Genomic DNA, 22,000 nt, shown 5'->3' on the forward strand with positions numbered 1-22,000 from the left:
GAATAAGCCCGACGACGACCCAGGGAGGACCCCTTGTCGACCCGCATCGGACCCACCACGGATCAAGCTCTCGCTGGTGCCCTGGTCGGCCACCGGATGGCAGGAATGGAGCCCACCGAGACCGACCGAGCGATAGCCCGCCGCCAACTCTCCGGCGAACTGACGGTCGACGACGCCGTGCGAGAGGCGATCGCTGCCGCAGTACACGCCCGCTGACTTCGGTTGATGAGCCCCCGAGATCCTTACGCGGACTCCTCGGGGGTTCTTCGTAATCGGCTCGGCATCCGGGACCCGGTCACCCTCGCAGCAGCCGAGAGCGCCGCAGCTTTTCAACGCGTTATACAACTCGAGCTGCATCCCATCGAGGGCCAGTTTGACCTCGCCCACCTCCTAGCGATTCACCGTCACATCCTTCAGGACGTCTACACCTGGGCCGGCGAGCTCCGCACAAGCGACACTGCCGCTTTCGACATCCCCCACGCCCGGCCGCAGTTCCTGGCCGATGAACTCGACCGGGTTTTCGGCCAGATCGCCTCCCGGCCGCCCAGCACCACCGACTCCGACGCCGCCACCGACACCGTCGCCGTGCACTGGTCCGAGCTCACGCTGGTCCACCCGTTTCGCGACGGGAACAGCCGCAGCCAACGAGTCTTCTTCGACCAGATGTTCCGGCATGCCGGATGGGCTGTCGACTGGGCCGACGTCGATGCTGCAGCAGCTCACGCCGCGCGCCACATGGCTTGGCACAATCGGCCCGATTATCTCGCCGACCAGCTTCGAGACGCCGTCTACCCCGCAGCAGAACTCGCTGACGGCCACCTCTCCGCCACTCAGGGGAGGCGCTCTACCCTCGACGCCACCGAGCACTTCCGCGCCATGTGTGAACACCACAAGGCCAGCGCCAGGACGCCCTACGGGCGCCCGGCGCCGACACAGGGTTACCCCATCCTGTGTCGGCGCTCGCTCCCGCCTATCCCCTGGGCTGTCATCGACGCGAGGGGGTCGACGCTCCTAGTCACCGACGGGCGATGTTCAGCCGACGTGCCAGTGACGGCGGATGAGCTCCTCCCGGGCGGCCTCGTCGTCGTCGCCCTTCCCACCAGCTACCTCGTCGGCCTCGGCGTCGGCGTCGCGCAAGCCGGCGAGAAGGGCGTCGATGAGTTGCTCGGGGAAGACGCCGTCGGCTTCGAACATCTCTCGCTCGGCCTCCAGCACGTCGGCCGCCTCCCCGCACGAGGTGGGTAGCTGCTCGAAGTCGTCATTGGTGTCGGCGTTGAGCCGGTCCGCCACCTCCAGGCTGCCGTCATCCCCCAGCCCGCGCGCCGCCGCGACGGCCATGCCTGCCAGGAGCAGGTGGACGTCGGCCGAGCCGTCGCCGAGCCGCAACTCGATGGTCTGGGGGTGCGTGGCCGGTTCGGGCACGGGCTCGGTACTCCCGGGGTTGGCGTGGGCCACCATGCCTGCCAGCACATCGCCACCCCAGGCCAGTGGAACCCGGACCAGACCGGTGCGGTCCTTCTCCCCCCAGCAGATGTCCTCGGGCGACTCGTCGCCGGCGGTGAACCGCAGGTAGGACGTGGGGACCGTGTTGCCGACTGCGGACAGCGCCCTGGCAGCGGAGAGGTAACCGGCAATCAACCGTCGCCCGGTGTCGTTGATTCCCGCCTTGGTGACGAGGGTGTTGGTGCCGTTTCGCACGAGCCGGCTGTGGATGTGCAGGCCGTTGCCCGCACCGTCGCCGCTCACCAGTGGGGCGAAGGTCGCCTCGAGACCGTGGGCGTAGGCGACCTCGCGCACCACCCACTTGGCCAGGACGAGGTTGTCGGCAGCCTGCTCCAGGGGCACGGGCTGGAGCTCGATCTCGTGCTGGACCAGCTGACGGTCATCTTCGAGGATGTTGCCGACCTCGCCGTGGGCGTACTTCAACGGCACCCCAATGGAGGAGAGGTGACCCAGCACCTGCTCGCGGACCCGCTCGTGCTTGGAGAAGGGCCCCGACTCCTGGTACCCGCGCTCCTCCTCCACGGGGAAGAGCGCCTCTGGCTGATTGACGAGGTAGTACTCCAGCTCACCGAAGGCCTCGAGCGTCATGCCGGTCTCCCGCGTCAACACCTCGGCGGCGCGGCGCACGACCTGCTCGCGCGCGTACGGCAGCGGCGTGCCGTCCTCGCGGTAGAAGGAACACAGCACGTCGAGCGAGGTCCGCTCGCCGAAGGGGTTGAGGAAGGCGGTGCGGTGGCGCGGGACGATGTAGACGTCGCTGGCCTCGGTGTCGGTGCCGGGAAAGACGCTCGAGCCGTCCACGCGTTCGCCGCGGGTGAGCACCTCGTGGAGGTGCTCGCGCGAGTTGATGGGGAAGGCCAGGGTCTTCAGACGGCCGTCGCCGCCGACGTAGCGCAGGTTCACCTGCTCCAGTCCCAGCTCTTCGACCGCCCGGACGAGGGCGTTCGCGGTGAACTCCGCCGAAGGCATGCCGAGCAGGCGGACGAGGGGGTGGGGTTCGAATGCGTCGATGGGCATGCCTCGTTCTACCAGCGCCACGTCACGTGCCCCACCGGAGCGCGTCCCCTGGGCGAGACCGCTCAGTTTCGCCTGGAGCACGGGAGAATAGGGCCATGGGAGCAGCGGACTTCGATCTGACGATGGACGAGCTGCGAACGGTCGTCCGGTTCGCCGCCGACGGCGCTCGGCGGTCGAACCTGCAACGAACCGCCGCCTTCGCATCCCACCGCGCAGCCAAGGAGGTCTCCGACGACACCGCGCGACTGGCGGCACTCGCCTGTGGTGACGCCGCGGCGGCCGCCTACCTTCACCCGATCGCGAAGGCGTCGCAGGTCGGCCACATACTCCGCGCAGCTGCCTCCGCCGCGCGGGTGGCCGAACTGAGGACCGGTACGACAGACAGCGACTGGGTTCGAGCCCTTGCTGATCGGGCGTCCCCGCCCGTGCCCGAGATTCTTCGTCGATACCCGGAGGCACCAACTGGTAAGTCGCGCGTCTCGCAGTTGATGAGCGCTCTCGACTCAGCGATTCGGGAGCGCGACTAGAACCACAGCTCGGCCAAGAGCTCGATCGACCGGTTCCGCACCGCCGGGTCGAACGCGTAAGTCACGGTGATCAGCTCGTCGGCGCCGGTGCGCTCGACGAACTCGTCCAGCTGCGCCTTGACGGTCTCCGGCGATCCCACCGCGCTGATCTCGAGCATCCCGGGCGAGCTGCCAGCGAACTGCTCCGGGTCGACGGGCGGCTGGATCTTGCGCCGCCGCCCGGCCCGCAGGTCGAGGAACATCTGCTGGAGGGTCGTGAACTGTCGCTGCGCCTCAGCGTCGGTGTCGGCGACGATCACGTTGATCCCGGCCATCACCTGGGGCGTGTCGATGCGCGCGGTGGGCGCCTCGGTGCTGAAGGACTCCCGGTAGACGCGGATGGCGTCGTCGATCTGGTCGGGCGCGAAGTGCGAGGCCAGCGAGAACGGCAGCCCCAACTGCCCGGCGATCGAGGCGCCGTTCACGGTGGACCCGAGCACCCAGATCGGCACCTCCATGCCCTGTGAGACCGACGAGAGGATCGGGGTGCTGTGCGCGGTGCCGGTCTCGCCGAACCACGCCTGCAGGTCGTAGATGTGCTGGGCGAAGGCCTGCGGCTCGGCCGACGACCGGCTCAGTGCCTGGGCGGTCATCCCGTCGGTTCCGGGGGCACGGCCCAGACCCAGGTCGATGCGGTCACCGTGGAGGTTGGCGAGCGTGCCGTACTGCTCGGCCACCATGAGCGGGGCGTGGTTGGGCAGCATCACTCCGCCGGAGCCCACGCGGATGTTCTCCGTCACCGAGGCCGCCTGCGAGATCAGCAGCGCCGTGGCGCTGGACGCGAGGTTGGGGGTGTTGTGATGCTCGGCAAACCAGAGCCGGTGGTACCCGAGCCGGTCCGCGAGTCGCGCGGACTCCATCGAGGCGGCGATGCCCTCCCGGGCGGTCGAGCCGTCGGAGATAAAGACCAGGTCGAGGATGCTCAAAGGGATCGACAACTGCACACCTTTTTCTGCGTTCACTTTTCGAGAGTTCGAGTCGGCACGACCCGCGAACCGAGGCTACCGACGCAAGGGGATCGGTGACGGATCACCGAAACCCCTGGTGTCACCCCCGCCCCCCGGGTGGGACGCCAGGCGGTCCGCCTCTACGCCTGAGTATGACGACGACGACAACGTGCGCCTTCACTCTGGCGGGAACGGCGCCGGGTTGCGCATTTCGAGCACTTCCTCATGTGCTGTGGGTCACACTGATCCGAGGGCGGGTACCGCCCGCGCGGCAGGTCCGCACGAAGGGTCCACACCAGATGACTGACCACGCGACGCAGGTGACGTCCACCGAGTCCAGTTCGACATCGACGCGATCAGACGAACCACTCAACCAACGCATCACCTCGGGCGAGGCCGACCTCGATGAGTTCCGTGAGCGCCTGACCCTGTGGTTGGCCGGCCGGGACGAGGTCGACTCCGACGCCGGGGTCGAGGTCTCTTCGGTGAGCCGGCCGGAGAGCTCGGGAATGTCCAACATCTCGGTGCTGTTCGACGCCGCGTGGACCCCGGCCGGGTCGAGCGAGCGCCAGTCCGTGGAGTTGGTGGCCCGGATGTGCCCGCAGGACGACGCGTTCCCGGTGTTCCCCGTCTACGACCTGCAGAAGCAGTTCGACGTGATGCGGGTGGTCCGCGAGAACACCGACCTACCGGTCCCCCGCGTCCGCTGGCTCGAGCAGGACCCGGCCGTTCTCGGCACGCCGTTCCTGGTGATGGACCGGGCCAGCGGCCGGGCCCCGGTCGACAACCCCCCGTACGTCTTCGACGGCTGGCTCCTGGAGATGGACCCCCAGCAGCGGCGGGAGGTGCAACGGGAGTCCCTGGCCGTGTTGGCGGCGATTCACCAGATCCCGCAGCCCGCCGACCTGGTGTCCTCGCTCGCCCCCGCCCCCGGCATGAGCGCGCTGCGCGCCCACGTGGATGAGCAGCGCGCCTACTACCAGTGGACGACCCGCGAGGACGGGTTGACCATCCCCGTCATCGACCGAGCCTTCGACTGGATCGAGGCCCACTGGCCCGACGAGACCAGCCCGGACGCCCTGAGCTGGGGCGATGCGCGGATCGGCAACATTCTCTACGACGGAACCCGACCGACCGCAGTCCTGGACTGGGAAATGGCCACCATCGCGCCGCCCGAGGTGGATCTGGGCTGGTTCCTGTACTTCCACGACGTGTTCCAGGAACTCGCGGTGGCCTTTGACTTCCCCGGGATTCCGGACCTGTTCGAGCACAGCGAGGTCGTCGAGCAGTACGAGCACCTCACCGGATCCACGGTCCGGGATCTGCCGTTCTACTACGTGTACGCCGGGCTGCGGCAGGCCGTGATCCTGTCGCGGATCACTCGCCGTCGTATCCACTTCGGCGAGGTGGAGACCCCCGCCCACCCGGACGAGTACGTCCTCCACCACACCAAGTTGGCGCAGCTCATCGCCGACTGACCGCACCGCTGGCCCGCCGCTCCCACCAGCCTCTTCCCCGCTGCCCCAGCGGCCGACTACCACCCGAGGATCCACGTGAAACCCACCCCGCTCGACGAGTTCCCCGTCCACCAGACGCCGCTGCCGATGGCGCAGGTGGGCACGAGCGATCGGAACTTCTACGACCGCTACTACTTCAACGCGCACGACCGCACCGGGGAGGTGTTCCTGGTGACCGGGTTCGGGGTGTATCCCAATCTCGGCGTGGTGGACGCGTTCGCGACGGTGCGCCACGGCGACACGCAGCGGTCGGTGCGGTTCTCCGACGCACTCGAGTCGCGGTCGCTGGAACCGGCGGTGGGCGGGTACCGGATCGAGGTGATCGACCCGCTGCGGTCGTTGCGTCTGATCTGCGAGCACCCGGATCTGTCGATGGACATGACCTGGCAGGGCTCGTTCGATGCGGTGCTCGAGGACCGGCACGTCCTACTGGAGGGCACGCGCGCGATGCTGGACGCGAGCCGGTTCGCGCAGGTCGGCAGCTGGTCGGGAACCCTCTCGGTGGACGGCCGTGACTTTTCCGTCGACCCCGACGTGTGGCTGGGCACCCGGGACCGCTCGTGGGGGATCCGCCCGAGTGGCGAGTCCGATCCGCCGGGCCGGTGGGCCGCCGAGCCGCGCGAGGGGTTCTGGTGGACGTACATCCCGCTGCGCTTCGACGACTACGCGATGGTCGTGATCCTGCAGGAGAGCCCCGACGGGCACCGCACGCTGAACCACGCGAGCTGGGTGTTCGCCGACGGACGGATCGAGCAGTTGGGATGGCCGCGGCTGGAGGTCGACTACCGCAGCGGCACCCGTCATCCGGAGTGCGCCCGGCTGCACCTGACCACTCCTCGCGGTGAACCGTTGTTGCTGGAGGTCGAGACGCTGGGCGGGGTCCCGCTGAGCATGGGCGCGGGCTACGTGGGAGACCCCGCCTGGTCGCACGGTCGCTGGATGGGCCGCGAGTGGAGTGAGTCCGTCACCTACGACATGACCTCCCCTGACGTGGTGAACATGCTGCCGTTCAACGTCGTGGACCACGTGGCCCGCGCGACCTGCAACGGCGACGAGGGATGGGGCCTGTTCGAGCACGCCACCATGGGCCGGCACGACCCATCGGGGTTCGGCGGGTGGGGGGATATGGCCAAGTGAACGTCGGCGCTGCGGATAAGGTCTACTCCCGAATGTGACGCAGGCTGAAAAGGAAGCACGATGCCGCGGACCGTAATTGCTGCCCCAGCCGCGGGCTAATGTCGGGCACTACTTGGATGCCGACAACTTATCTTATGTAAAGTGACACTTGTCGAAACCATTAAGCGCCTCTTGACGGCACCCAGGGCGCGCGCGGACACTTGAAGCCATGGAGACCGCTCACCTGGTCGAGCTCATCGACGCCCACAAGCGCGCCTACGGCGTCAGTGAGTCCGAGTTGGCCCGCCGCATCGGGATCACCCGCCAGAATCTGCACCTGTGGCGCACCCACGGACTGCGCGGCCTGCCGGCCCGAACGACGCTCGACGGCATGGCTGCCGAACTGCGCCTGCCATATGTCCAGGTTCTCGAGGCTGCCCTACGCGATGCCGCCTACCTCGATACCACTGGCCATGTGACCACCACCGAAAAACACGCGTAGCCCTAGAGTCGGGCCCGCGAAGACACTGCGAAAGTACCTGTAAAGGATATTATTGCAGGCAGAGTGTGTGTTATTTGCTTCAGAACTATCTTTATGTGTTATTGTTGCAGTATGCGACTGGGGGAAGCGACGGAGATCGTCTCGGATCTCGCGGCCCGGCAGTGGGGTTTGCTCACCGCTGCCCAGGCCCGAGAGGTGGGTGTCAGCGCTGTCCTGCTGAGCCGACTCGTGGACCGTGGGGTACTTCTGCGGGTGCGTCATGGGGTTTACGCGAGCGCCTCGACCCCGGTCACCGCCGTGCTCGAGGTGCGGGCGCAATGGTTGGCCCTGAAACCGCAAGCTCTGGCCTCCGATCGCGGGAATAGCGACGACCAAGACGCCGTCGTCTCCCACGAGACTGCGGCGCAGCTGCACGGCATTGGTGATGTGCCCAGCGAAGCGATCACCTTCACCACGCCCGACCGGCGACAGACACGCCAGCCCGGCGTTCAGTTGATCACCGCAGCGCTCTCCCCGGGTGAGGTCATCGACATGGAGGGGTTGCCGGTCACCAGCGTGGGCAGAACGGTGCTCGACCTGGCCCGAGCCGGACATGAACCGGGCCATCTCATCGACATGCTCGCTGATGCGCTGTCGCAGCGTCTCACCACCAAAGATGACCTGGCGAATCCCCTCGCACCGGTGGCTGAGCACTTCGGGACCGCCCGCAACACCGCGCCGGCAATGCGCGCCCGCCTAGAGGAACTCTTCCCAGAACACCGCGTCGATGATGACCACCTCGCCCGCATGATGCAGCAGGCGATAGCACCGCTCCAACAACAACTCCTGAGGATGGTCGCCGAAGCCCTCCCACAGCTTCAGCCACCAGAGACGACCACCCGGGTGCAGCTACCAGAGTTGCCAGCAATAAATCCGGACGCGGCGATCTCGCCGGCACTCAGAGAAAAGCTGGACGCCCAGGCCAAGCGAGCCGCCCAAGCATTCAGCGAGGCGATGCCCACCTCTGGTACCGGTGGAGTCAACTGGCCTTGGACAGAGCAACACACGCCCCGTGACACTGAAGACCACCGAGACGACGCTGAGGACGACGACCGCCAGGGCGACGATGCCTAACCCCAAGCAGCGGACCACCCATACCCAAATCACTGCAGGATTACGACAGTTCGCCACCCAGCAGAAGCTGGCCCCGAACCTCGTCTACAGCAGGTTCTTCCGCGAAGTCTTCCTCGCAGAACTGATGGACACCGACCCGGCATGGGTCCTCAAAGGCGGCACCAACCTCTACTGCCTCATCCCCGGAGCCCGCCACACCCAGGACCTCGACCTGTACCGGCAGTCCTCCCCCACCGGCCATCGCGCCGCCGCCGACACCTTGATCGCCGTCATGGACCGGACCACAGTCGGCCCGTACACGTTCGACGTGCACAATCCACGGAAGGAAACAGTCAGCGGAACCATCGAGAACATTCAACTGACCGTCGTCGTCCGGTTCGGCACCACCGAGTTCTCTCGGTTCAACATCGACGTCTCCGGGGACCTGGATGCTCCCACTGTCATCGACCCACTGCCGGTCACCCGTACCGATCCACTCGAGGTACCGTTCGCACGCCGACACTTCACCGTGCTGTCCTACCCCATAGAAAACCAGGTCGCCGACAAAACCTGCGCCATGTACGAGATCCACGGCGCCCGCCGCTCCACCCGGTACCGCGATCTCTACGACATCGCCCTGATCGCTCTCGAACTCGAAGTAGACGCCGAAATGTTGCGCACCGCACTGGGGCAGCAGGTCCGCATTCGAGCAGTGACGCTACCGCCCCATCTGATCCTTCCGAGTGATGAGTGGCCGGACGGCTACAGCAAATTCGTCAGCACCCTGCATCAACCCCGCCCAGAACTCCTTCGCGTCGACAATGCACTGAACACTGCCGGAACACTGCTGGACCCCCTACTCTCCCCCGACAACCCGGTCACCGCCAGCCTCTGGTCCCCCGAGACCCATCAGTGGTTACCGACACCCCAGTCCCGCGGCCCTCAAGATGAATTCGGCAACTAACAGCAACTCCGCTGAACCTCGAGACGGCGGTAGCTTGACCGACGAGCATGCCCGCCAGCTCGTCGTTGATGCGATTTTTCAGGCGCAGCACGCGTTGGACAGCCACCCCGCTCATCATGGCCGCGGTCATCACGGCAGCGCAGAGGCGGTTGGCCGCTCGTGATCGGTGTCCTCCGGAACAGCACCTACGCGAGACTGTTCAGCGCGCAGATCGTCGCCCTCCTCGGTACGGGCCTCCTCACCGTGGCGCTGGGACTGTTGGCGTTCTCCATCGCAGGGCGAGACGCCGGTCTGATTGGGCACGGCGCTGACGATCAAGATGGTCGCGTACGTCGCCGTGTCCCCAGTGATGGCGGCTCTGGCCACACGGTGGCGACGAAAGACCGTTCTCGTGAGCGCGGACGCGGTCCGGGCTGCAGTGGCGTTCTCCCTGCCCTGGGTCAGTGAGGCGTGGCAGATCTACGTGCTGATCTTCGTCCTGCAAGCGGCGTCGGCGACCTTCACCCCTGTGTTCCAGGCCGTCATCCCCGACATCCTTCCCGACGAGGCGGAGTACACCCGCGCGCTGTCGCTGTCCCGGCTGGCCTACGACATGGAATCACTGTTGAGCCCGGTGGTGGCCGCAGCACTTCTGACCGTGATGTCCTACAACAATCTGTTCCTGGGCACCGCGCTGGGATTCATCGCCTCCGGCGTGCTCGTCCTGGTCACCGGCATCCCAGATGCCGCACGCTCCGAAGCCAGCTCGTTCCGAGATCGTGCGTCCCGGGGCATTCGCGTCATGTTGCGCACCACGGAGCTGCGGGGTCTGCTGGCGATGAACCTCGTCGTCGCCACCTCCACAGCCATGGTGATCGTCAACACCGTCGTTCTCGTGAGGGGGCCTCTGGGGCGCTCGGAGAGCGACGTCGCGGTCCTCCTTGCCGCCTTCGGTGCCGGTTCGATGCTCGTCGCGCTCGTCGTTCCTTCGGTCCTCGACAAAATCCCCGATCGACCGGTCATGCTCGCCGGCGCGGCGGTCATTCCCGTCGCCCTGGCCGCATCTGCCCCGGTGATGGATCTACCGCCCGGCGGGGGGCAGTGGGCAGTGCTGCTCACGCTGTGGGCAGTTCTCGGGGCTGCGACATCGCTGATTTTGACCCCGTCCGCCCGCCTGCTTCGGCGTGCCTCCGACCCCGTTTCCCGACCCGCAGTCTTTGCCGCACAGTTCTCCCTGTCCCACGCGTGCTTCATGCTCACCTACCCGATCGCCGGCGTACTCGGCGCGCGCCTCGGCCTGGCCCTGACCGCGTTGATTCTCGCGGCACTGGGGGCCCTCGGGGCCCTGGCGGCACTCGCGCTCTGGAAAAGACCCGTCGATGAGGTCAGCCCCGCGTCGGGATCTCGACAGTAAAGCTCGCGCCTCGTCCGGGACCGTCGCTGTGTGCTCGGATGCTGCCGCCGTGGGCTTCAACGAGAGCGCGGGTAATGGTCAGGCAGAACACGTCGTGAGCAGCGAAGGCATCCGCCAACTCGGCTTCTCAAGGCCACCACCGGTCTGGCGGTGGTGTTCGCCAGTTTCGCGATCGCCTGCCCCGGCGTCGTCCCGTCGATGGCGTTGACCACCGACATGATTGGTAGCTCGATGCCACGGAAAAGGTCGCCGCAACCTCGGGCAGTGTCGATGCGCCATGCTGTCGGCGAACGGGGTTCACGGTCCACTCGGCCAGCAGCTCATCGCCGCACCGGCCTGCGCCACTGCGCCCCCGACCAACCCGCCAGCCAGGACACCCCGGCAGGTTGCCTATAGTTGACCCATACCCCCCATGGGTATAGTGTTCGAAAGCGTCGTACACGAGAGCAAGGAGTTAAGAATCATGGCAACCACGACCGAGTACCAGGTGACCGGAATGACATGCGGGCACTGCGAGGGCGCGATCCGCGACGAGGTCGCCCAGATCGACGGCGTGACCGATATCGAGGTCAGCGCCCAGACTGGTCGCCTGAGTATCACTATTGAGCAGCCCGTCGCCGACGCAGCAGTGATCGCCGCAGTCGACGAGGCAGGCTACACCGCCGTCAGGAGCTGAGCATGAAAGCGCCCGCACGCCTCGGCCTGTACGGGCTGATCCTCGTGGCCGTGTTCACCGCAGCCGGTCTGACCGCCAACGCGGTCATCCCCGAGGACACCGTGCGGGCCTGGGTCGAGGAGTCGGCAGAAGGCCACGGGGCCGGGCATGGCGATGGGGCCGATACATCCTCCCTCGGTCTCGGCCTGGCCCAGGACGGATACCAGCTCACCAGCGTGAGCGCCCCCGCCGGAACGGGCGAGGCGAGCGAGTTGACGTTCGCGGTGACCGGCCCCGACGGGAACCGGGTCACCGACTTCGATCTTGACCACGAGCAAGAGATGCACCTGATCGCCGTCCGCGCCGACGGGCAGCACTTCGCTCACGTTCATCCCGAAAAGAACCAGGACGGCACGTGGTCCATCCCGTGGCAGTGGGAGGCAGCCGGCACCTACCGGATCTTCGCGGACTTCGTCCCCGCACAGAGCGATGAGGGCATCACCCTGTCGACCGCGGTGCAGGTGAGCGGCGACTTCGAGCCGGTCGCGGCTGAGCAAGCTGTGCAGACGACGTTTGATGGATTCGACGTGACCGTCGAGGGCGATCTCGTGGCCGGTTCGGCGTCCGAATTGACGTTCATGATTACCCGCTACGGTGAGCCGGTCACGTCTCTGGAGCCTTACCTTGGGGCATTCGGGCACTTGGTGGCGCTGCGTGATGGGGATCTGGCTTACCTGCATGCCCATCCCCATGGCGGCACTTCCGTAGCCGGGGAGACCTCCGGTCCGGAGATCGTTTTCGAGGCCACCGCCCCGACCGAAGGTCGATACCTGCTCTACCTGGACTTCCAGGTCGACGCGCAGGCGCACACCGCTTCGTTGGTCATCGACGCCACCGGAAACAACAGTGATGGCGCGAGCAGTGGGGACAGCGAGAACGATGAGCACGAGCAAGGAGAGGGCCATGACGACTGAGAGTGCCAGGACCGAGGTCAGTATGACCGGGGTCGAGCTGAAGATCGGTGGCATGACCTGCGCCTCGTGCGCGAACCGGGTCGAGAAGAAGCTCAACAAGCTCGACGGCATCAACGCTTCGGTGAACTACGCCACCGAGAAGGCCAGCGTTACTGCCCCGGAGGGGTACGACCCGCAGCTGCTGATCTCGGAGGTGGAGAAGACCGGCTACACCGCCGAGCTTCCCACCCCCAAGGGTCAGAAGTCCGGTGATTCCGAGGAGGGTGAGTCGAGTGAGGACGCCGAGATCCGGGTGCTCAAGCAGCGCCTGATCGGTGCTGCGGTGCTGTCGGTGCCCGTCATCGCGATGGCGATGATTCCCGCGCTGCAGTTCGACTACTGGGGGTTCGCCTCGCTGGTCTTGGCCGCGCCGGTGGTGGTGTGGGCGGGTTGGCCGTTCCACAAGGCCGCCTGGGCCAACCTCAAGCACGGCGCCGCCACCATGGACACCCTCATCTCGGTCGGCACCACCTCGGCGCTGATCTGGTCGATCATCGCGCTGTTCTTCGGTACCGCCGGTCAACCCGGAGTGGTCCACCCCTTCGAATTCACCATCTCTCGCTCCGACGGACTGGGCCATATCTACCTGGAAGTCGGCGCCGGCGTCATCACGTTCATCCTGCTGGGACGCTACTTCGAGAAACGTTCCAAGCGCCAAGCCGGAGCCGCGCTACGCGCACTGCTCGAACTGGGCGCCAAAGAGGTCTCCATCCTGCGAAACGGGAAGGAAGAGCGCGTCTCCATCGATGAACTCTCGGCGGGTGACGAGTTCGTGGTCCGGCCCGGGGAGAAGATCGCCACCGACGGCACAATCACCTCCGGCAGCTCCGCGATCGATGCCTCGATGCTCACCGGTGAATCAGTACCGGTGGAAGTCACCGAGGGTGACAACGTCACCGGCGCCACCGTCAACGCCGGCGGCCGCCTGGTTGTCAAGGCCACTCGAATCGGCTCGGACACTCAGCTCGCGCAGATGGCCAAGATGGTCGAGGACGCCCAGTCCGGCAAGGCCGAGATCCAGCGGCTGGCCGACCGCGTCTCCTCCGTCTTCGTGCCGGTGGCGATAGCAGTCGCCATCGCAGCACTCGGTGCCTGGCTCGGTGCCGGGTTCCCGGTCAGCGCGGCGTTCACCGCCACCGTGGCGGTGCTGATCATCGCCTGCCCCTGTGCCCTCGGATTGGCGACGCCGACCGCGCTACTGGTCGGCACCGGTCGCGGCGCGCAGATGGGCGTGCTCATCAAGGGCCCCGAGGTCCTGGAGTCCACCAAGCGGGTCGACACGATTGTGCTGGATAAGACCGGCACCGTCACCACCGGTAAGATGACCCTGACCGATGTGACCACCGCCAAGGAAGTGGACCGCGATCAGCTGCTGCGCCTGGCCGGTGGCTTGGAGGACTACTCCGAGCACCCCATCGCCCAGGCCATTGCAGCGGGGGCTACCGCGCAGGTCGGGGAGCTACCTGCCCCGGAGTCGTTCGAAAACATTGAGGGCAAAGGCGTCCAAGGCGTCGTCGACGGGCACGCTGTGGTCGCGGGTCGGGAGGTCTTGCTGGCCGACTGGTCCATGCATTTGGATGAGGACCTCAAGACCGCCAAGCAGACCGCCGAATCTGAGGGTAAGACAGCTATTGCTGTCGGCTGGGACGGTCAAGCCCGCGGCATCCTGGTGGTCTCCGACCAGATCAAACCCACCTCCGCCGAGGCGATCGCCCAGTTCAAGGAACTCGGGCTGACCCCGGTTCTGCTGACTGGCGACAACCAGACCGTGGCCGAGCAGGTCGCCGCGGAGGTCGGCATCACCGAAGTCATTGCCGAGGTAATGCCCAAGGACAAGGTCGATGTCATCGCCCGACTGCAGGACGAGGGCAAAGTCGTGGCCATGGTCGGTGACGGCGTTAACGACGCTCCCGCCCTGGCCCAGGCCAACCTGGGTCTAGCGATGGGCACTGGCACCGACGTGGCCATTGAAGCCGCCGACATCACCCTGGTCCGAGGAGACCTGCGGGCAGCCGCCGATGCGATCCGTCTGTCTCGTAAGACCCTGCGCACCATTAAGCAAAACCTGTTCTGGGCCTTCGGCTACAACACCCTCGCGATCCCGATCGCTGCGGTCGGTCTACTCAACCCCATGCTCGCCGGAGCCGCCATGGCCTTCTCCAGCGTCTCAGTCGTCGCGAACAGCTTGCGGCTGCGCAAGTTCAAAGCCAAGGCCGACAACCAGGGCGACCGCTCCTCCCACGTCGGCCCGCGCGGCACGGACTCGACCAACCCCATCGGCGACGGGAGTCAGACCAAGGAGCCGGCCCAGACCTGACACATCTCGACCGACAGGCCCGACGACTTCCCCACCCGCAGAGGAAACCCGACAGAAAAGGGCAGCACGATGACCACACACCACCACGACGACCAAGACCGGACCACCGACGATCACCAGGATCTGCCGCTGACCGACACCACTGCAACTTCGGGCGGGGGGTGCTGTGGCCACACACCCCAGGCCGAGGACCTCGCCGACGCGGACAGCGACGACGTCACCGAGTGTCTAGTCATGGCCGGCACCCCGGTGATCAAGTCCCACGCCGAAGCTGAGGGCCTGTTTCGGGACTATCAGGACCAGCGATACTGGTTCTGCTGCGCCGCCTGTGGTCCCCTGTTCGACGCCGACCCCGACCGATACGCCAACGCCGCCTGACCATCACCACCGGCCGCCGCCCCCCTCGCCACTGATCGGGTTCATCCCATGAGCATCGACGCGACCGCACCTGACCTAGAAAGTTACGAACAATGATCACCACCGAGAATGAATCCCGCGGCTATATCAATGACAAAGACCGCTACCTCGCCAGGATGAAACGCATTGAAGGACAAGCCCGCGGCATCCACCGCATGATCGATGAAGACACCTACTGCATCGATATCCTCACCCAGGTCAGCGCCATGACCTCTGCCCTGGAGAACGTCGCCCTGGCCCTGCTCGATGACCACCTCCAACACTGCGTCACCGGCGCAGTCCACGAGGGTGGAACCCACGCCGAAACCAAGCTCAAAGAAGCCTCCGCTGCCATCGCCCGACTCGTGAAGTCCTAGAAGATCCCATGCGAGACGCATTCGGACATTAATCGCCTCCCTTGTGAACCTCTCTCCGAGGTCGGCTCGGTTTAACCGGTCAGGGCATCACCGACCGCCTTACCGAAGCGGCTGCATCGCTACAGGGTCGACCGATTCTCCTCGGCGGTGACCTCAATGCCACACCTGCAAGCGAATGCGCCCTACCGCAGGTGCGCTGGCGGGTCGCCGGGGGTGATACCGAGATGGATGTGATCTTGGTGCACGTCGTCGGAAAAGAATCCCTTGCGTGGTCCGTTGAGGTCAACAGGCCCCCCGACCTCGGTGGCTCCCAACTCGGCGGCTCGCCGCATCAACCCAACCACACGATCATCATCGGGTCTGGTGTCAACCACTGGCCGACCGTCGATCTCACGAATGTCCACTGCTCGCCCCACTGCGTGGTTGGACACCCGCGTGGTCGGATAGACCGTTTGGACGTGGCCGGTGTGCATCACCTGGATGGCCATGGTGAACTCCCGGGACAGGGCCAGGAGTATCCCCAGCAGCTGGTTGTCCATCCTGCCGGTACTGATATCGCTGCGGGACGGTCCGGGCAGGATGATCCTCGGTTCGGCGAGCACCGCTGCCGCCATGTCCGTCAGCAACAGAGACGGGCCCAGTGACGTCGGTGCGACCAGCCGCTCGACGGCCCAGTCCCCCCCGGGGGGTCTAGCCAGGCGCACGTCCACGACGAGTTCGCGGTCCAATGGTCCCGAGACGGTGTCCAGTTTCTGCTCTACCAGAGCGATGACCGCAGCGGTGTCCGAGGCCAGTCCGCCGTACTGCGGATAGACGACGGTCAGTTCCCCGGCGCGGGCGGTATCCAGATGGAGTATCGACGCAGTTGATGCCACCGACGGCGGTGCGCCGGCACGGACGAGGCTGCCTACCGCAGTGTCGTCATCGCTCCAGGTCCCGGCGGTCTCCAGAAATGCGGCCGCTGTGCGCTTGATCTCCGGACGCACTTCACCGGGCGTCGGCTGCCAACGACTCGCCGCAGCGGACAACGGGGAACGCCGTACTCCGGGCTCGAATCCGCTCGGGTCAGATGGCAGCGGACTCGGCGTAGTCGCCGAGGGGGCAGGCTGCGGGCGCGGCTCGAAGGTGCAGGACGCCACGGCAGCGGCTGACCCCGCAGTCAGCAACGTCAGCAATTGACGCCGGGTCAGGTTCATCGGGGATCCGCCTCGCGCTCATCGCGGAACGTGTCGCGGCGGGCCGGGGACGCCGTGGGATGACGATAGCTGCGCACTTTCTCCCCGTCGCGCGTTCGGCTCTCGCGCCCCGGTATCCACCCCATACGTTCATAGAACTCGCCGGCCCCGTCCGAGCCGGCACTGGTGACCAGTTCGGCGGTAGCAGTGCCGCCCTCGTGTGCGTGGTTGAGAAACAGCTCGACCAGGCGGGCACCGGCGCCGGAGCCCCGCAGTGACGGGTGGACGGCGATCGCGGCCAGCACGGCTACCGGCGTCGAATCGACCCCCGAAGGTGCGGCAGGTTGGGAGGTGAGTGTGCCGATCAGGCGACGTGTCCACGGCGTCGCGCGCGTGCGCACGAACCGCGCCGCCAGTGGTGGGTGGCGCAGCAGTGACACGGCGGCGACCACTGCCAGGGACAGCACGCGTCGTCGGTCGGCCAGCACTGCCCGCATGTGTGTCGATTCATCGATCGAACCGAACAAGAAGGCGCACACGTGCTCGGGATCATCACACCGACACACCGCGACCAACGCCACGCCCTGCGGGGAATCAAGGTAGGCCCGGTGCCAGCGACGCATGAAACGCGGCCCCAGGTCGGGAAAGAATCCGGCCGGCAACTGTTCACAATGCAGCAGCGCGGTCGCGTCCAGATCAGCGACCGTGGCGACTCGCAGGACGAGATCGTCCGCTACCACCGGCCCCGGCCGCGGGCAGGGCGCCACCCGGGAGCGGTGGCTTACGCGGTCGCGGCGCCTCGGTAGGCACATGTGCAGTTCCCTTCTGCGTCAGGACGGGCCGGGCGCGGTCTCGTGCACCCCGACACCACCGGTCCGGTGGGTGAGAGAGCGGCCGGGGTTCGGGAGTTCGACGGTGAAGCGCGCGCCTCGTCCGAGACCGTCGCTGTGCGCCCGGATGGTGCCACCGTGGGCTTCAACGAGAGCGCGGGTGATGGTCAGGCCGATACCGCTACCTCCGCTGTGGCGGCCGCGCGATGAGTCGGCCCGATAGAAGCGGTCGAAGATGTGGTCGAGATGCTCCGCAGCGATGCCCTCCCCGGAATCACTCACCGTGATCTCGACGTGATGGCGTCCGGCCGGGGCGCTACTGACCGTGACGGTGCCGCCGACGGGGGTGTGCCGAAGCGCGTTGTCCAGGAGATTGCCCAGTACCTGCCCGATACGGTCGGTGTCCACCAGCACGGGCGTGGCGCCGACGACGTGCGTGCGTAGCTGCACTCCCTTGCTCTCGTATCGTTCCCGGGCTGCATCGACCGCGCTCATGACGAGCGCTCGCGTGGTGGACGGGCCGGGGCGGAGACGCGTGAGGTGTTCTTCCGCGCGGGAGACGTCGACGATGTCCGAGGCGAGTCTCTCGAGCCGTTGGGTGGCCGACCACAAGATGTGTCGGACGTCGTCGTCGAAGGTGTGGACACCGTCGTCGATCGCTTCGAGATAGGAGTCGAGGGTGGCCAGCGGTGTGCGCATCTCGTGCCCGAGGTCGGCCAGCATGCGGCGTCTGGTGGTCTCGGTGGCGTCGAGTCGTCGGGCGAGTTCGTTGACGCTGTCGGCCAGATCGTCGAACTCGCGGCCCAGCCCCGGCCTATCGACCCGGGTGTCGTAGCGTCCGCCGGCGATCTCGGCTGTCGAGGAGGTCACCGCGGTGACGGAGTGCTGGATCCTCCGGGCGAGATACCAACTCACGGCCAGCGCCAGGAGCACTGCGATGGCCACCGCTAAGCCCCACGCGGCGATGATGGCCACCGTGAAGGCTTCCTCGACGTGGGCCGCTTCGTGCGAATCGGGATCGATGCCCGCCTGGCCCAGGTGATCGTGGAAGATTCCCGGCGCCAGAGCTGAGGCGACAAACCACGCGCTGACAGAACAGCCGACGAGAACGACGCTCAAGGCTATGAGCAGTCTGGTGCCGAAGCTCGAGCGGGCCAGCACTGCCCGCAGTCCCGATCCCGACACCACGGGCCGGCGGGCGGAGCGAGAGTTCACTGCCCGGTGCCCATCCGGTAGCCGACGCCCCGGACGGTACGGACGTAGCGGCCGCGGGTGGCCTCGTCACCGAGCTTTCGGCGCAGATGTCCGATGTGCACATCGACGAGGTGATCATCGCCCACCCAGTTCGGTCCCCAGACCGAGGCGATCAGCTGGGGCCTGCTGCATACGACACCCGGGTCCCTCGACAGCGACGCGAGGATGTCGAATTCGGTGCGGGTCAGTGCAACCGGTGTCCCGGCGACGGTGACCTCGCGGCCCTGTACGTCGATCACGAGATCGCCGAACTCGCGAAGCGGCTCATCGGCTCCCGTCTCTGAGGCGGCTCCGGTGGCGGTGCTGGTACGCGGGCGACGCATCATCGCCTGAATTCGGGCCATCAATTCGCGGGGGCTGAACGGTTTGGTCATGTAGTCGTCGGATCCGACCGACAGACCTATCAGCGTGTCGACCTCGTCGGTGCGCGCGGTGAGCATGACGATGTAGGCGTCGGAATGTGTGCGTACCTGCCGGCAGACTTCCACTCCGTCCAGACCGGGTAGGCCGAGGTCGAGGACGATCACATCGGGGTCGACATGCCGGGCCAGGGCCACCGCCTCGGTGCCGTCGCCACAGACCGTCACCTCGAAGCCTTCCCGTTCGAGATAGGTGGCCACGACGTCTGCCAAGGACTTCTCGTCCTCCACGACCATCGCCCGCAGACCCGTGGGCGGGCGTGGCGCCGACGCGGCGGCTTCTGTCGTTCCGATCGTACGAGGTGAAGAGGCCATCTCCCCATCATCGTCAGCGCCACCATCCGGGCCCATGCGGGAGGCATTTCTTGAGCGAACCTTCATACGATCTCCACCGAAACCCACGTGTTCGCCGACCATCCTCGGTTCCGACCGGATGAGGGGAGGCGCGGGTGACAGCGTGGGCGGACGTAGCCATCGGAGCCATCGGTCTGATGGCCTTCTGGGCGAGCGCGGTCTACCTGGTGACCACCTTGTTCGGCGCCGGCCACGGAGAGGCGCTCGGTGGGTGAGCTGTCCCGCCGTGGCTTCCTGCTCGGCACCGTGCTCGCCGGCGCCGGAGTTCTCGGAGCTTGCACCGGGCCGGCCGCGCCTTCCGGCGCACCGGTGACCGCCTCGTCATCGCAGGTTCGCCAGCTCGAACTCCAACGACGACGCCCGAACCAGCCGGTGTCCTCGGCGCGGTTGACGGCTCGCCCGGTCGAGGTCGACCTGGGCGGGCGCGTGGTCTCCACGTGGGCCTACGACGGCACCCTGCCCGGGCCGGTGGTGCGGGCCCGGGCCGGTGACCTGCTGCAGATCTCGGTGAACAACCAGCTACCGGCGACGACGAGTGTGCACTGCCATGGGATCGCGATGAGCAACGACATGGACGGCGTGCCCGGCCTGACCCAGGAACCCATTGCGGCCGGTGCGCGCTTTGACTACGGGTTCACCGCGCCGCACCCGGGCACGTACTTCTACCACTCCCACTCGGGATTTCAGCTCGATCGCGGGTTGTACGGCGTGCTGATCATCGATGATCCGGACGAGCCCGGCGATTACGACCACGAGTGGCTCGTGGTGCTCGACGACTGGCTCGATGGCATCGACGGCACCCCAGACGATGCTGCACAACAGCTCGGCATTCTCAGCGGGCCCGAACCCTCCAGTGAGACCGCAGGCATGGGCCGTGGCGCCATGGGGGGCATGCACTCCGGCGACGAAGCGATGGTGTCCCCGTTGATCGGTGTCGCCGGGGACGTGTCCTACCCGCTCTATCTCGTCAATGGTCGCGTCCCGGCTGATCCGATCGTGTGGACAGCCAGACCGGGCCAACGGACGCGGATCCGTTTCGTCAACGCCGGCGCCGACACCGTCTTCCGGGTCGCTCTGGGCGGACACCAGATGACGGTCACCCACTCCGACGGGTTCCCCGTCGAGCCGGAAGAGACAGACGCCCTGATGATCGGGATGGGCGAACGGGTGGACGCACTCGTCACGCTGGGCGATGGCGCGTTCCCGCTGTTCGCCCAGGCGGAAGGCAAAACCGGCCACGGGTACGGCATCGTGCGCACCGGCTCCGGCGACCCGCCCCGGGATCGACCGGACGAACTCGATCGGCGGATCATCTTCAGTGCGGACCTGGCACCAACGTCGGCCGCCCGTGTGGGAGACCGGTCCCATGACCGCTACTTGAGCGTCGACATGGGCGGCACCATGACTCCCTACCGCTGGACGCTCAACGGCCGAGCGCACCCGGACTCCGCGCCACTGGAGGTCGCCCAGGGCGAGCGCATTCGAATGCGACTTCGCAACATGTCGGACATGGTCCACCCCATGCATCTCCACGGACACACCTTCTCCCTGGTCGACACCGGGTTGCGCAAGGACACCGTCACGATCCGGCCCATGCGCACGGTCGAGATCGAGTTCGACGCCGACAACCCGGGCCAATGGGCCTTCCACTGTCACAACGTCTACCACCAGGAGGCCGGGATGATGACCACTCTGTCCTACCTCGCCTAGCCGTCACGGCCCGATCTGAACCCATCGAGAAAGGAACCCCACACGATGATCCGCAAGCCAAAGGTAGTCACCACAGTTGCGGCAGCCGCGTTGCTCGCCCTCTCCGCATGTACCAACGACGGAGACGACACCACCGCAGCCGAACCCACGACCACCTCCACCACCTCGGTCGTCGAAGAGACGGGCACCGACACCCCCGGGGAGGCCGGGGAGCACTCCGAGGCGGATGTGATGTTCGCCCAGATGATGCTGCCGCACCATGAGCAGGCGATCGAGATGAGCGACATGATCCTGGCCAAGGACGGCATCCCGCAGGAGGTCACTCAGCTGGCGGAGGAGATCAAAGCCGCTCAGGGCCCGGAGATCGAGCAGCTGACCGAGTGGCTCGACCAGTGGGGTGAACCCACCGAACCGGAGGGCGGGCACGACGGCCACGATATGGCCGAGATGGACGGCATGCTCAGCGACGAGGAGCTGCAGCAACTGTCAGACGCCGAAGGTACTGACGCCGCTCGACTGTTCCTGGAGCAGATGATCGCCCACCACGAAGGCGCGGTCACCATGGCCGAGGACGAGGTCGCCGACGGCACCTACCCGCCCGCCGTCGACTTGGCCCAGACCATCATCGACACCCAGCAGGCGGAGATCGAGACCATGCGCGACCTGCTCAACTCACTGTAGAAACTCGACCTTCGTGGGCCGCGCCAGCGGCCCACGAAGGTCGTAAGCCGCGTGTAACACATGCCGCCCAGGGTGAAAAGCCACACGCTCGCCACCGCGCATCGCTCATCTAACGAGAAGGACTACCAGGACCTCACCACCTCAGATCGGCAGTAATTCGATACTCGCTTCCACCGCCGATGCGTTGACGATCAAGGTCCGC

Annotated in this window: 21 protein-coding genes and 2 pseudogenes; 16 read left to right on the forward strand and 7 right to left on the reverse strand. The window is 66.5% G+C overall.

The genetic code is table 11. The annotated features are described in order from the left end of the window. The first annotated feature begins 33 nt into the window (after window positions 1–33). Together CEY15_RS08245 and CEY15_RS08250 are read left to right on the forward strand one after the other, a co-directional pair. A complete protein-coding gene (locus tag CEY15_RS08245; RefSeq protein ID WP_017838379.1) occupies window positions 34–216 on the forward strand; it encodes an antitoxin VbhA family protein in 183 nt (60 codons plus the stop codon). A 9-nt stretch (window positions 217–225) separates the two neighbouring features. Then, window positions 226–606 (forward strand): annotated as a pseudogene (locus CEY15_RS08250) (Fic family protein); the annotation flags it as partial. A gap of 426 nt (window positions 607–1,032) precedes the next feature. Here the strand turns inward: CEY15_RS08250 and CEY15_RS08255 are convergent. Continuing rightward, a complete protein-coding gene (locus CEY15_RS08255) occupies window positions 1,033–2,520 on the reverse strand; it encodes a glutamine synthetase beta-grasp domain-containing protein (RefSeq protein WP_095718018.1) in 1,488 nt (495 codons plus the stop codon). Window positions 2,521–2,615: 95 nt separating this feature from the next. On the opposite strand from CEY15_RS08255, the gene CEY15_RS08260 reads away from it, so the two are divergent. Beyond that, on the forward strand, window positions 2,616–3,047 hold the full coding sequence (locus tag CEY15_RS08260) for an exonuclease SbcC (protein WP_095718019.1): 432 nt from the start codon (window positions 2,616–2,618) through the stop codon (window positions 3,045–3,047). On the opposite strand, the gene CEY15_RS08265 is transcribed toward CEY15_RS08260, so the two are convergent. Continuing rightward, the gene (locus tag CEY15_RS08265) at window positions 3,044–4,024 is read right to left on the reverse strand and encodes an LLM class flavin-dependent oxidoreductase (RefSeq protein WP_095718020.1); all 981 of its coding nucleotides are present in this window, start codon (window positions 4,022–4,024) and stop codon (window positions 3,044–3,046) included. The genes CEY15_RS08260 and CEY15_RS08265 overlap by 4 nt on opposite strands. 308 nt (window positions 4,025–4,332) lie before the next feature. Here CEY15_RS08265 and CEY15_RS08270 point away from each other — a divergent pair, with 308 nt between their 5' ends. The 6 genes from CEY15_RS08270 (at window position 4,333) to CEY15_RS08300 (ending at window position 10,617) form a co-directional block, all read left to right on the forward strand. Continuing rightward, a complete protein-coding gene (locus tag CEY15_RS08270; protein WP_176475050.1) occupies window positions 4,333–5,511 on the forward strand; it encodes a phosphotransferase family protein in 1,179 nt (392 codons plus the stop codon). 75 nt (window positions 5,512–5,586) lie between these two features. Then, complete coding sequence (locus CEY15_RS08275; RefSeq protein WP_095718021.1) at window positions 5,587–6,687, forward strand: DUF7064 domain-containing protein; 1,101 nt, start codon at window positions 5,587–5,589, stop codon at window positions 6,685–6,687. A gap of 208 nt (window positions 6,688–6,895) precedes the next feature. Then, complete coding sequence (locus CEY15_RS08280; RefSeq protein WP_095718022.1) at window positions 6,896–7,168, forward strand: XRE family transcriptional regulator; 273 nt, start codon at window positions 6,896–6,898, stop codon at window positions 7,166–7,168. A 111-nt stretch (window positions 7,169–7,279) separates the two neighbouring features. Then, a complete protein-coding gene (locus tag CEY15_RS08285) occupies window positions 7,280–8,281 on the forward strand; it encodes a type IV toxin-antitoxin system AbiEi family antitoxin domain-containing protein (protein ID WP_095718023.1) in 1,002 nt (333 codons plus the stop codon). Next, entirely contained in the window at window positions 8,220–9,224 is a 1,005-nt protein-coding gene (locus tag CEY15_RS08290) for a nucleotidyl transferase AbiEii/AbiGii toxin family protein (RefSeq protein WP_141244227.1), read from the forward strand. Before CEY15_RS08285 ends, CEY15_RS08290 begins: the two co-directional genes overlap by 62 nt. A 349-nt stretch (window positions 9,225–9,573) precedes the next feature. Next, window positions 9,574–10,617, forward strand: a complete 1,044-nt coding sequence (locus CEY15_RS08300) for an MFS transporter (RefSeq protein ID WP_342744900.1) — start codon at window positions 9,574–9,576, stop codon at window positions 10,615–10,617. Here the strand turns inward: CEY15_RS08300 and CEY15_RS19115 are convergent. Further along, window positions 10,589–10,699 (reverse strand): annotated as a pseudogene (locus CEY15_RS19115) (two-component sensor histidine kinase); the annotation flags it as partial. The gene CEY15_RS08300 and the pseudogene CEY15_RS19115 sit on opposite strands and share 29 nt — an antisense overlap. Before the next feature lie 381 nt (window positions 10,700–11,080). On the opposite strand from CEY15_RS19115, the gene CEY15_RS08310 reads away from it, so the two are divergent. The 5 genes from CEY15_RS08310 (at window position 11,081) to CEY15_RS08330 (ending at window position 15,375) form a co-directional block, all read left to right on the forward strand. Beyond that, the gene (locus CEY15_RS08310; RefSeq protein WP_095718042.1) at window positions 11,081–11,293 is read left to right on the forward strand and encodes a heavy-metal-associated domain-containing protein; all 213 of its coding nucleotides are present in this window, start codon (window positions 11,081–11,083) and stop codon (window positions 11,291–11,293) included. Window positions 11,294–11,295: 2 nt separating this feature from the next. Beyond that, window positions 11,296–12,246 (forward strand): heavy metal-binding domain-containing protein, encoded by a 951-nt coding sequence (locus CEY15_RS08315; RefSeq protein ID WP_095718025.1) that lies wholly within the window; start codon window positions 11,296–11,298, stop codon window positions 12,244–12,246. Continuing rightward, window positions 12,236–14,602, forward strand: coding sequence for a heavy metal translocating P-type ATPase (locus CEY15_RS08320; protein ID WP_095718026.1), 2,367 nt, complete (start codon window positions 12,236–12,238; stop codon window positions 14,600–14,602). The genes CEY15_RS08315 and CEY15_RS08320 overlap by 11 nt, the downstream gene beginning before the upstream one ends. A 69-nt stretch (window positions 14,603–14,671) precedes the next feature. Continuing rightward, window positions 14,672–14,980 (forward strand): YHS domain-containing protein, encoded by a 309-nt coding sequence (locus tag CEY15_RS08325; protein WP_095718027.1) that lies wholly within the window; start codon window positions 14,672–14,674, stop codon window positions 14,978–14,980. A gap of 92 nt (window positions 14,981–15,072) precedes the next feature. Next, a complete protein-coding gene (locus tag CEY15_RS08330; protein ID WP_095718028.1) occupies window positions 15,073–15,375 on the forward strand; it encodes a metal-sensitive transcriptional regulator in 303 nt (100 codons plus the stop codon). A gap of 182 nt (window positions 15,376–15,557) precedes the next feature. On the opposite strand, the gene CEY15_RS08335 is transcribed toward CEY15_RS08330, so the two are convergent. The 4 genes from CEY15_RS08335 to CEY15_RS08350 all read right to left on the reverse strand — a co-directional run bounded on the left by CEY15_RS08335 (window position 15,558) and on the right by CEY15_RS08350 (window position 19,290). Then, the gene (locus CEY15_RS08335; RefSeq protein ID WP_245847405.1) at window positions 15,558–16,571 is read right to left on the reverse strand and encodes a hypothetical protein; all 1,014 of its coding nucleotides are present in this window, start codon (window positions 16,569–16,571) and stop codon (window positions 15,558–15,560) included. Next, window positions 16,568–17,317 carry a GNAT family N-acetyltransferase gene (locus tag CEY15_RS08340; RefSeq protein WP_245847407.1) on the reverse strand — a complete coding sequence of 250 codons (750 nt, stop codon included), beginning with the start codon at window positions 17,315–17,317 and terminating at the stop codon, window positions 16,568–16,570. The genes CEY15_RS08335 and CEY15_RS08340 overlap by 4 nt, the downstream gene beginning before the upstream one ends. Before the next feature lie 63 nt (window positions 17,318–17,380). Further along, complete coding sequence (locus CEY15_RS08345) at window positions 17,381–18,550, reverse strand: sensor histidine kinase (RefSeq protein WP_095718043.1); 1,170 nt, start codon at window positions 18,548–18,550, stop codon at window positions 17,381–17,383. A gap of 41 nt (window positions 18,551–18,591) precedes the next feature. Beyond that, window positions 18,592–19,290, reverse strand: a complete 699-nt coding sequence (locus CEY15_RS08350) for a response regulator transcription factor (protein ID WP_095718031.1) — start codon at window positions 19,288–19,290, stop codon at window positions 18,592–18,594. A 324-nt stretch (window positions 19,291–19,614) separates the two neighbouring features. On the opposite strand from CEY15_RS08350, the gene CEY15_RS08355 reads away from it, so the two are divergent. Together CEY15_RS08355 and CEY15_RS08360 are read left to right on the forward strand one after the other, a co-directional pair. Next, window positions 19,615–21,117 (forward strand): multicopper oxidase family protein, encoded by a 1,503-nt coding sequence (locus CEY15_RS08355; RefSeq protein ID WP_095718032.1) that lies wholly within the window; start codon window positions 19,615–19,617, stop codon window positions 21,115–21,117. A gap of 45 nt (window positions 21,118–21,162) precedes the next feature. Continuing rightward, on the forward strand, window positions 21,163–21,798 hold the full coding sequence (locus CEY15_RS08360; RefSeq protein WP_095718033.1) for a DUF305 domain-containing protein: 636 nt from the start codon (window positions 21,163–21,165) through the stop codon (window positions 21,796–21,798). The last annotated feature ends 202 nt before the right edge of the window (window positions 21,799–22,000 follow it).

Origin of the sequence: Dietzia natronolimnaea, from assembly GCF_002289575.1 — a bacterium.
GTDB classification, from domain to species: domain Bacteria; phylum Actinomycetota; class Actinomycetes; order Mycobacteriales; family Mycobacteriaceae; genus Dietzia; species Dietzia natronolimnaea_A.

Bases quoted from the DNA above. Each gene is read 5' to 3' on its own strand.
- CEY15_RS08255 (WP_095718018.1), bottom strand. From the start codon at position 2,520: ATGCCCATCGACGCATTCGAACCCCACCCCCTCGTCCGCCTGCTCGGC.
- CEY15_RS08260 (WP_095718019.1), top strand. From the start codon at position 2,616: ATGGGAGCAGCGGACTTCGATCTGACGATGGACGAGCTGCGAACGGTC.
- CEY15_RS08270 (WP_176475050.1), top strand. From the start codon at position 4,333: ATGACTGACCACGCGACGCAGGTGACGTCCACCGAGTCCAGTTCGACA.
- CEY15_RS08280 (WP_095718022.1), top strand. From the start codon at position 6,896: ATGGAGACCGCTCACCTGGTCGAGCTCATCGACGCCCACAAGCGCGCC.
- CEY15_RS08285 (WP_095718023.1), top strand. From the start codon at position 7,280: ATGCGACTGGGGGAAGCGACGGAGATCGTCTCGGATCTCGCGGCCCGG.
- CEY15_RS08300 (WP_342744900.1), top strand. From the start codon at position 9,574: ATGGCGGCTCTGGCCACACGGTGGCGACGAAAGACCGTTCTCGTGAGC.
- CEY15_RS08310 (WP_095718042.1), top strand. From the start codon at position 11,081: ATGGCAACCACGACCGAGTACCAGGTGACCGGAATGACATGCGGGCAC.
- CEY15_RS08315 (WP_095718025.1), top strand. From the start codon at position 11,296: ATGAAAGCGCCCGCACGCCTCGGCCTGTACGGGCTGATCCTCGTGGCC.
- CEY15_RS08320 (WP_095718026.1), top strand. From the start codon at position 12,236: ATGACGACTGAGAGTGCCAGGACCGAGGTCAGTATGACCGGGGTCGAG.
- CEY15_RS08325 (WP_095718027.1), top strand. From the start codon at position 14,672: ATGACCACACACCACCACGACGACCAAGACCGGACCACCGACGATCAC.
- CEY15_RS08330 (WP_095718028.1), top strand. From the start codon at position 15,073: ATGATCACCACCGAGAATGAATCCCGCGGCTATATCAATGACAAAGAC.
- CEY15_RS08335 (WP_245847405.1), bottom strand. From the start codon at position 16,571: ATGAACCTGACCCGGCGTCAATTGCTGACGTTGCTGACTGCGGGGTCA.
- CEY15_RS08350 (WP_095718031.1), bottom strand. From the start codon at position 19,290: ATGGTCGTGGAGGACGAGAAGTCCTTGGCAGACGTCGTGGCCACCTAT.
- CEY15_RS08360 (WP_095718033.1), top strand. From the start codon at position 21,163: ATGATCCGCAAGCCAAAGGTAGTCACCACAGTTGCGGCAGCCGCGTTG.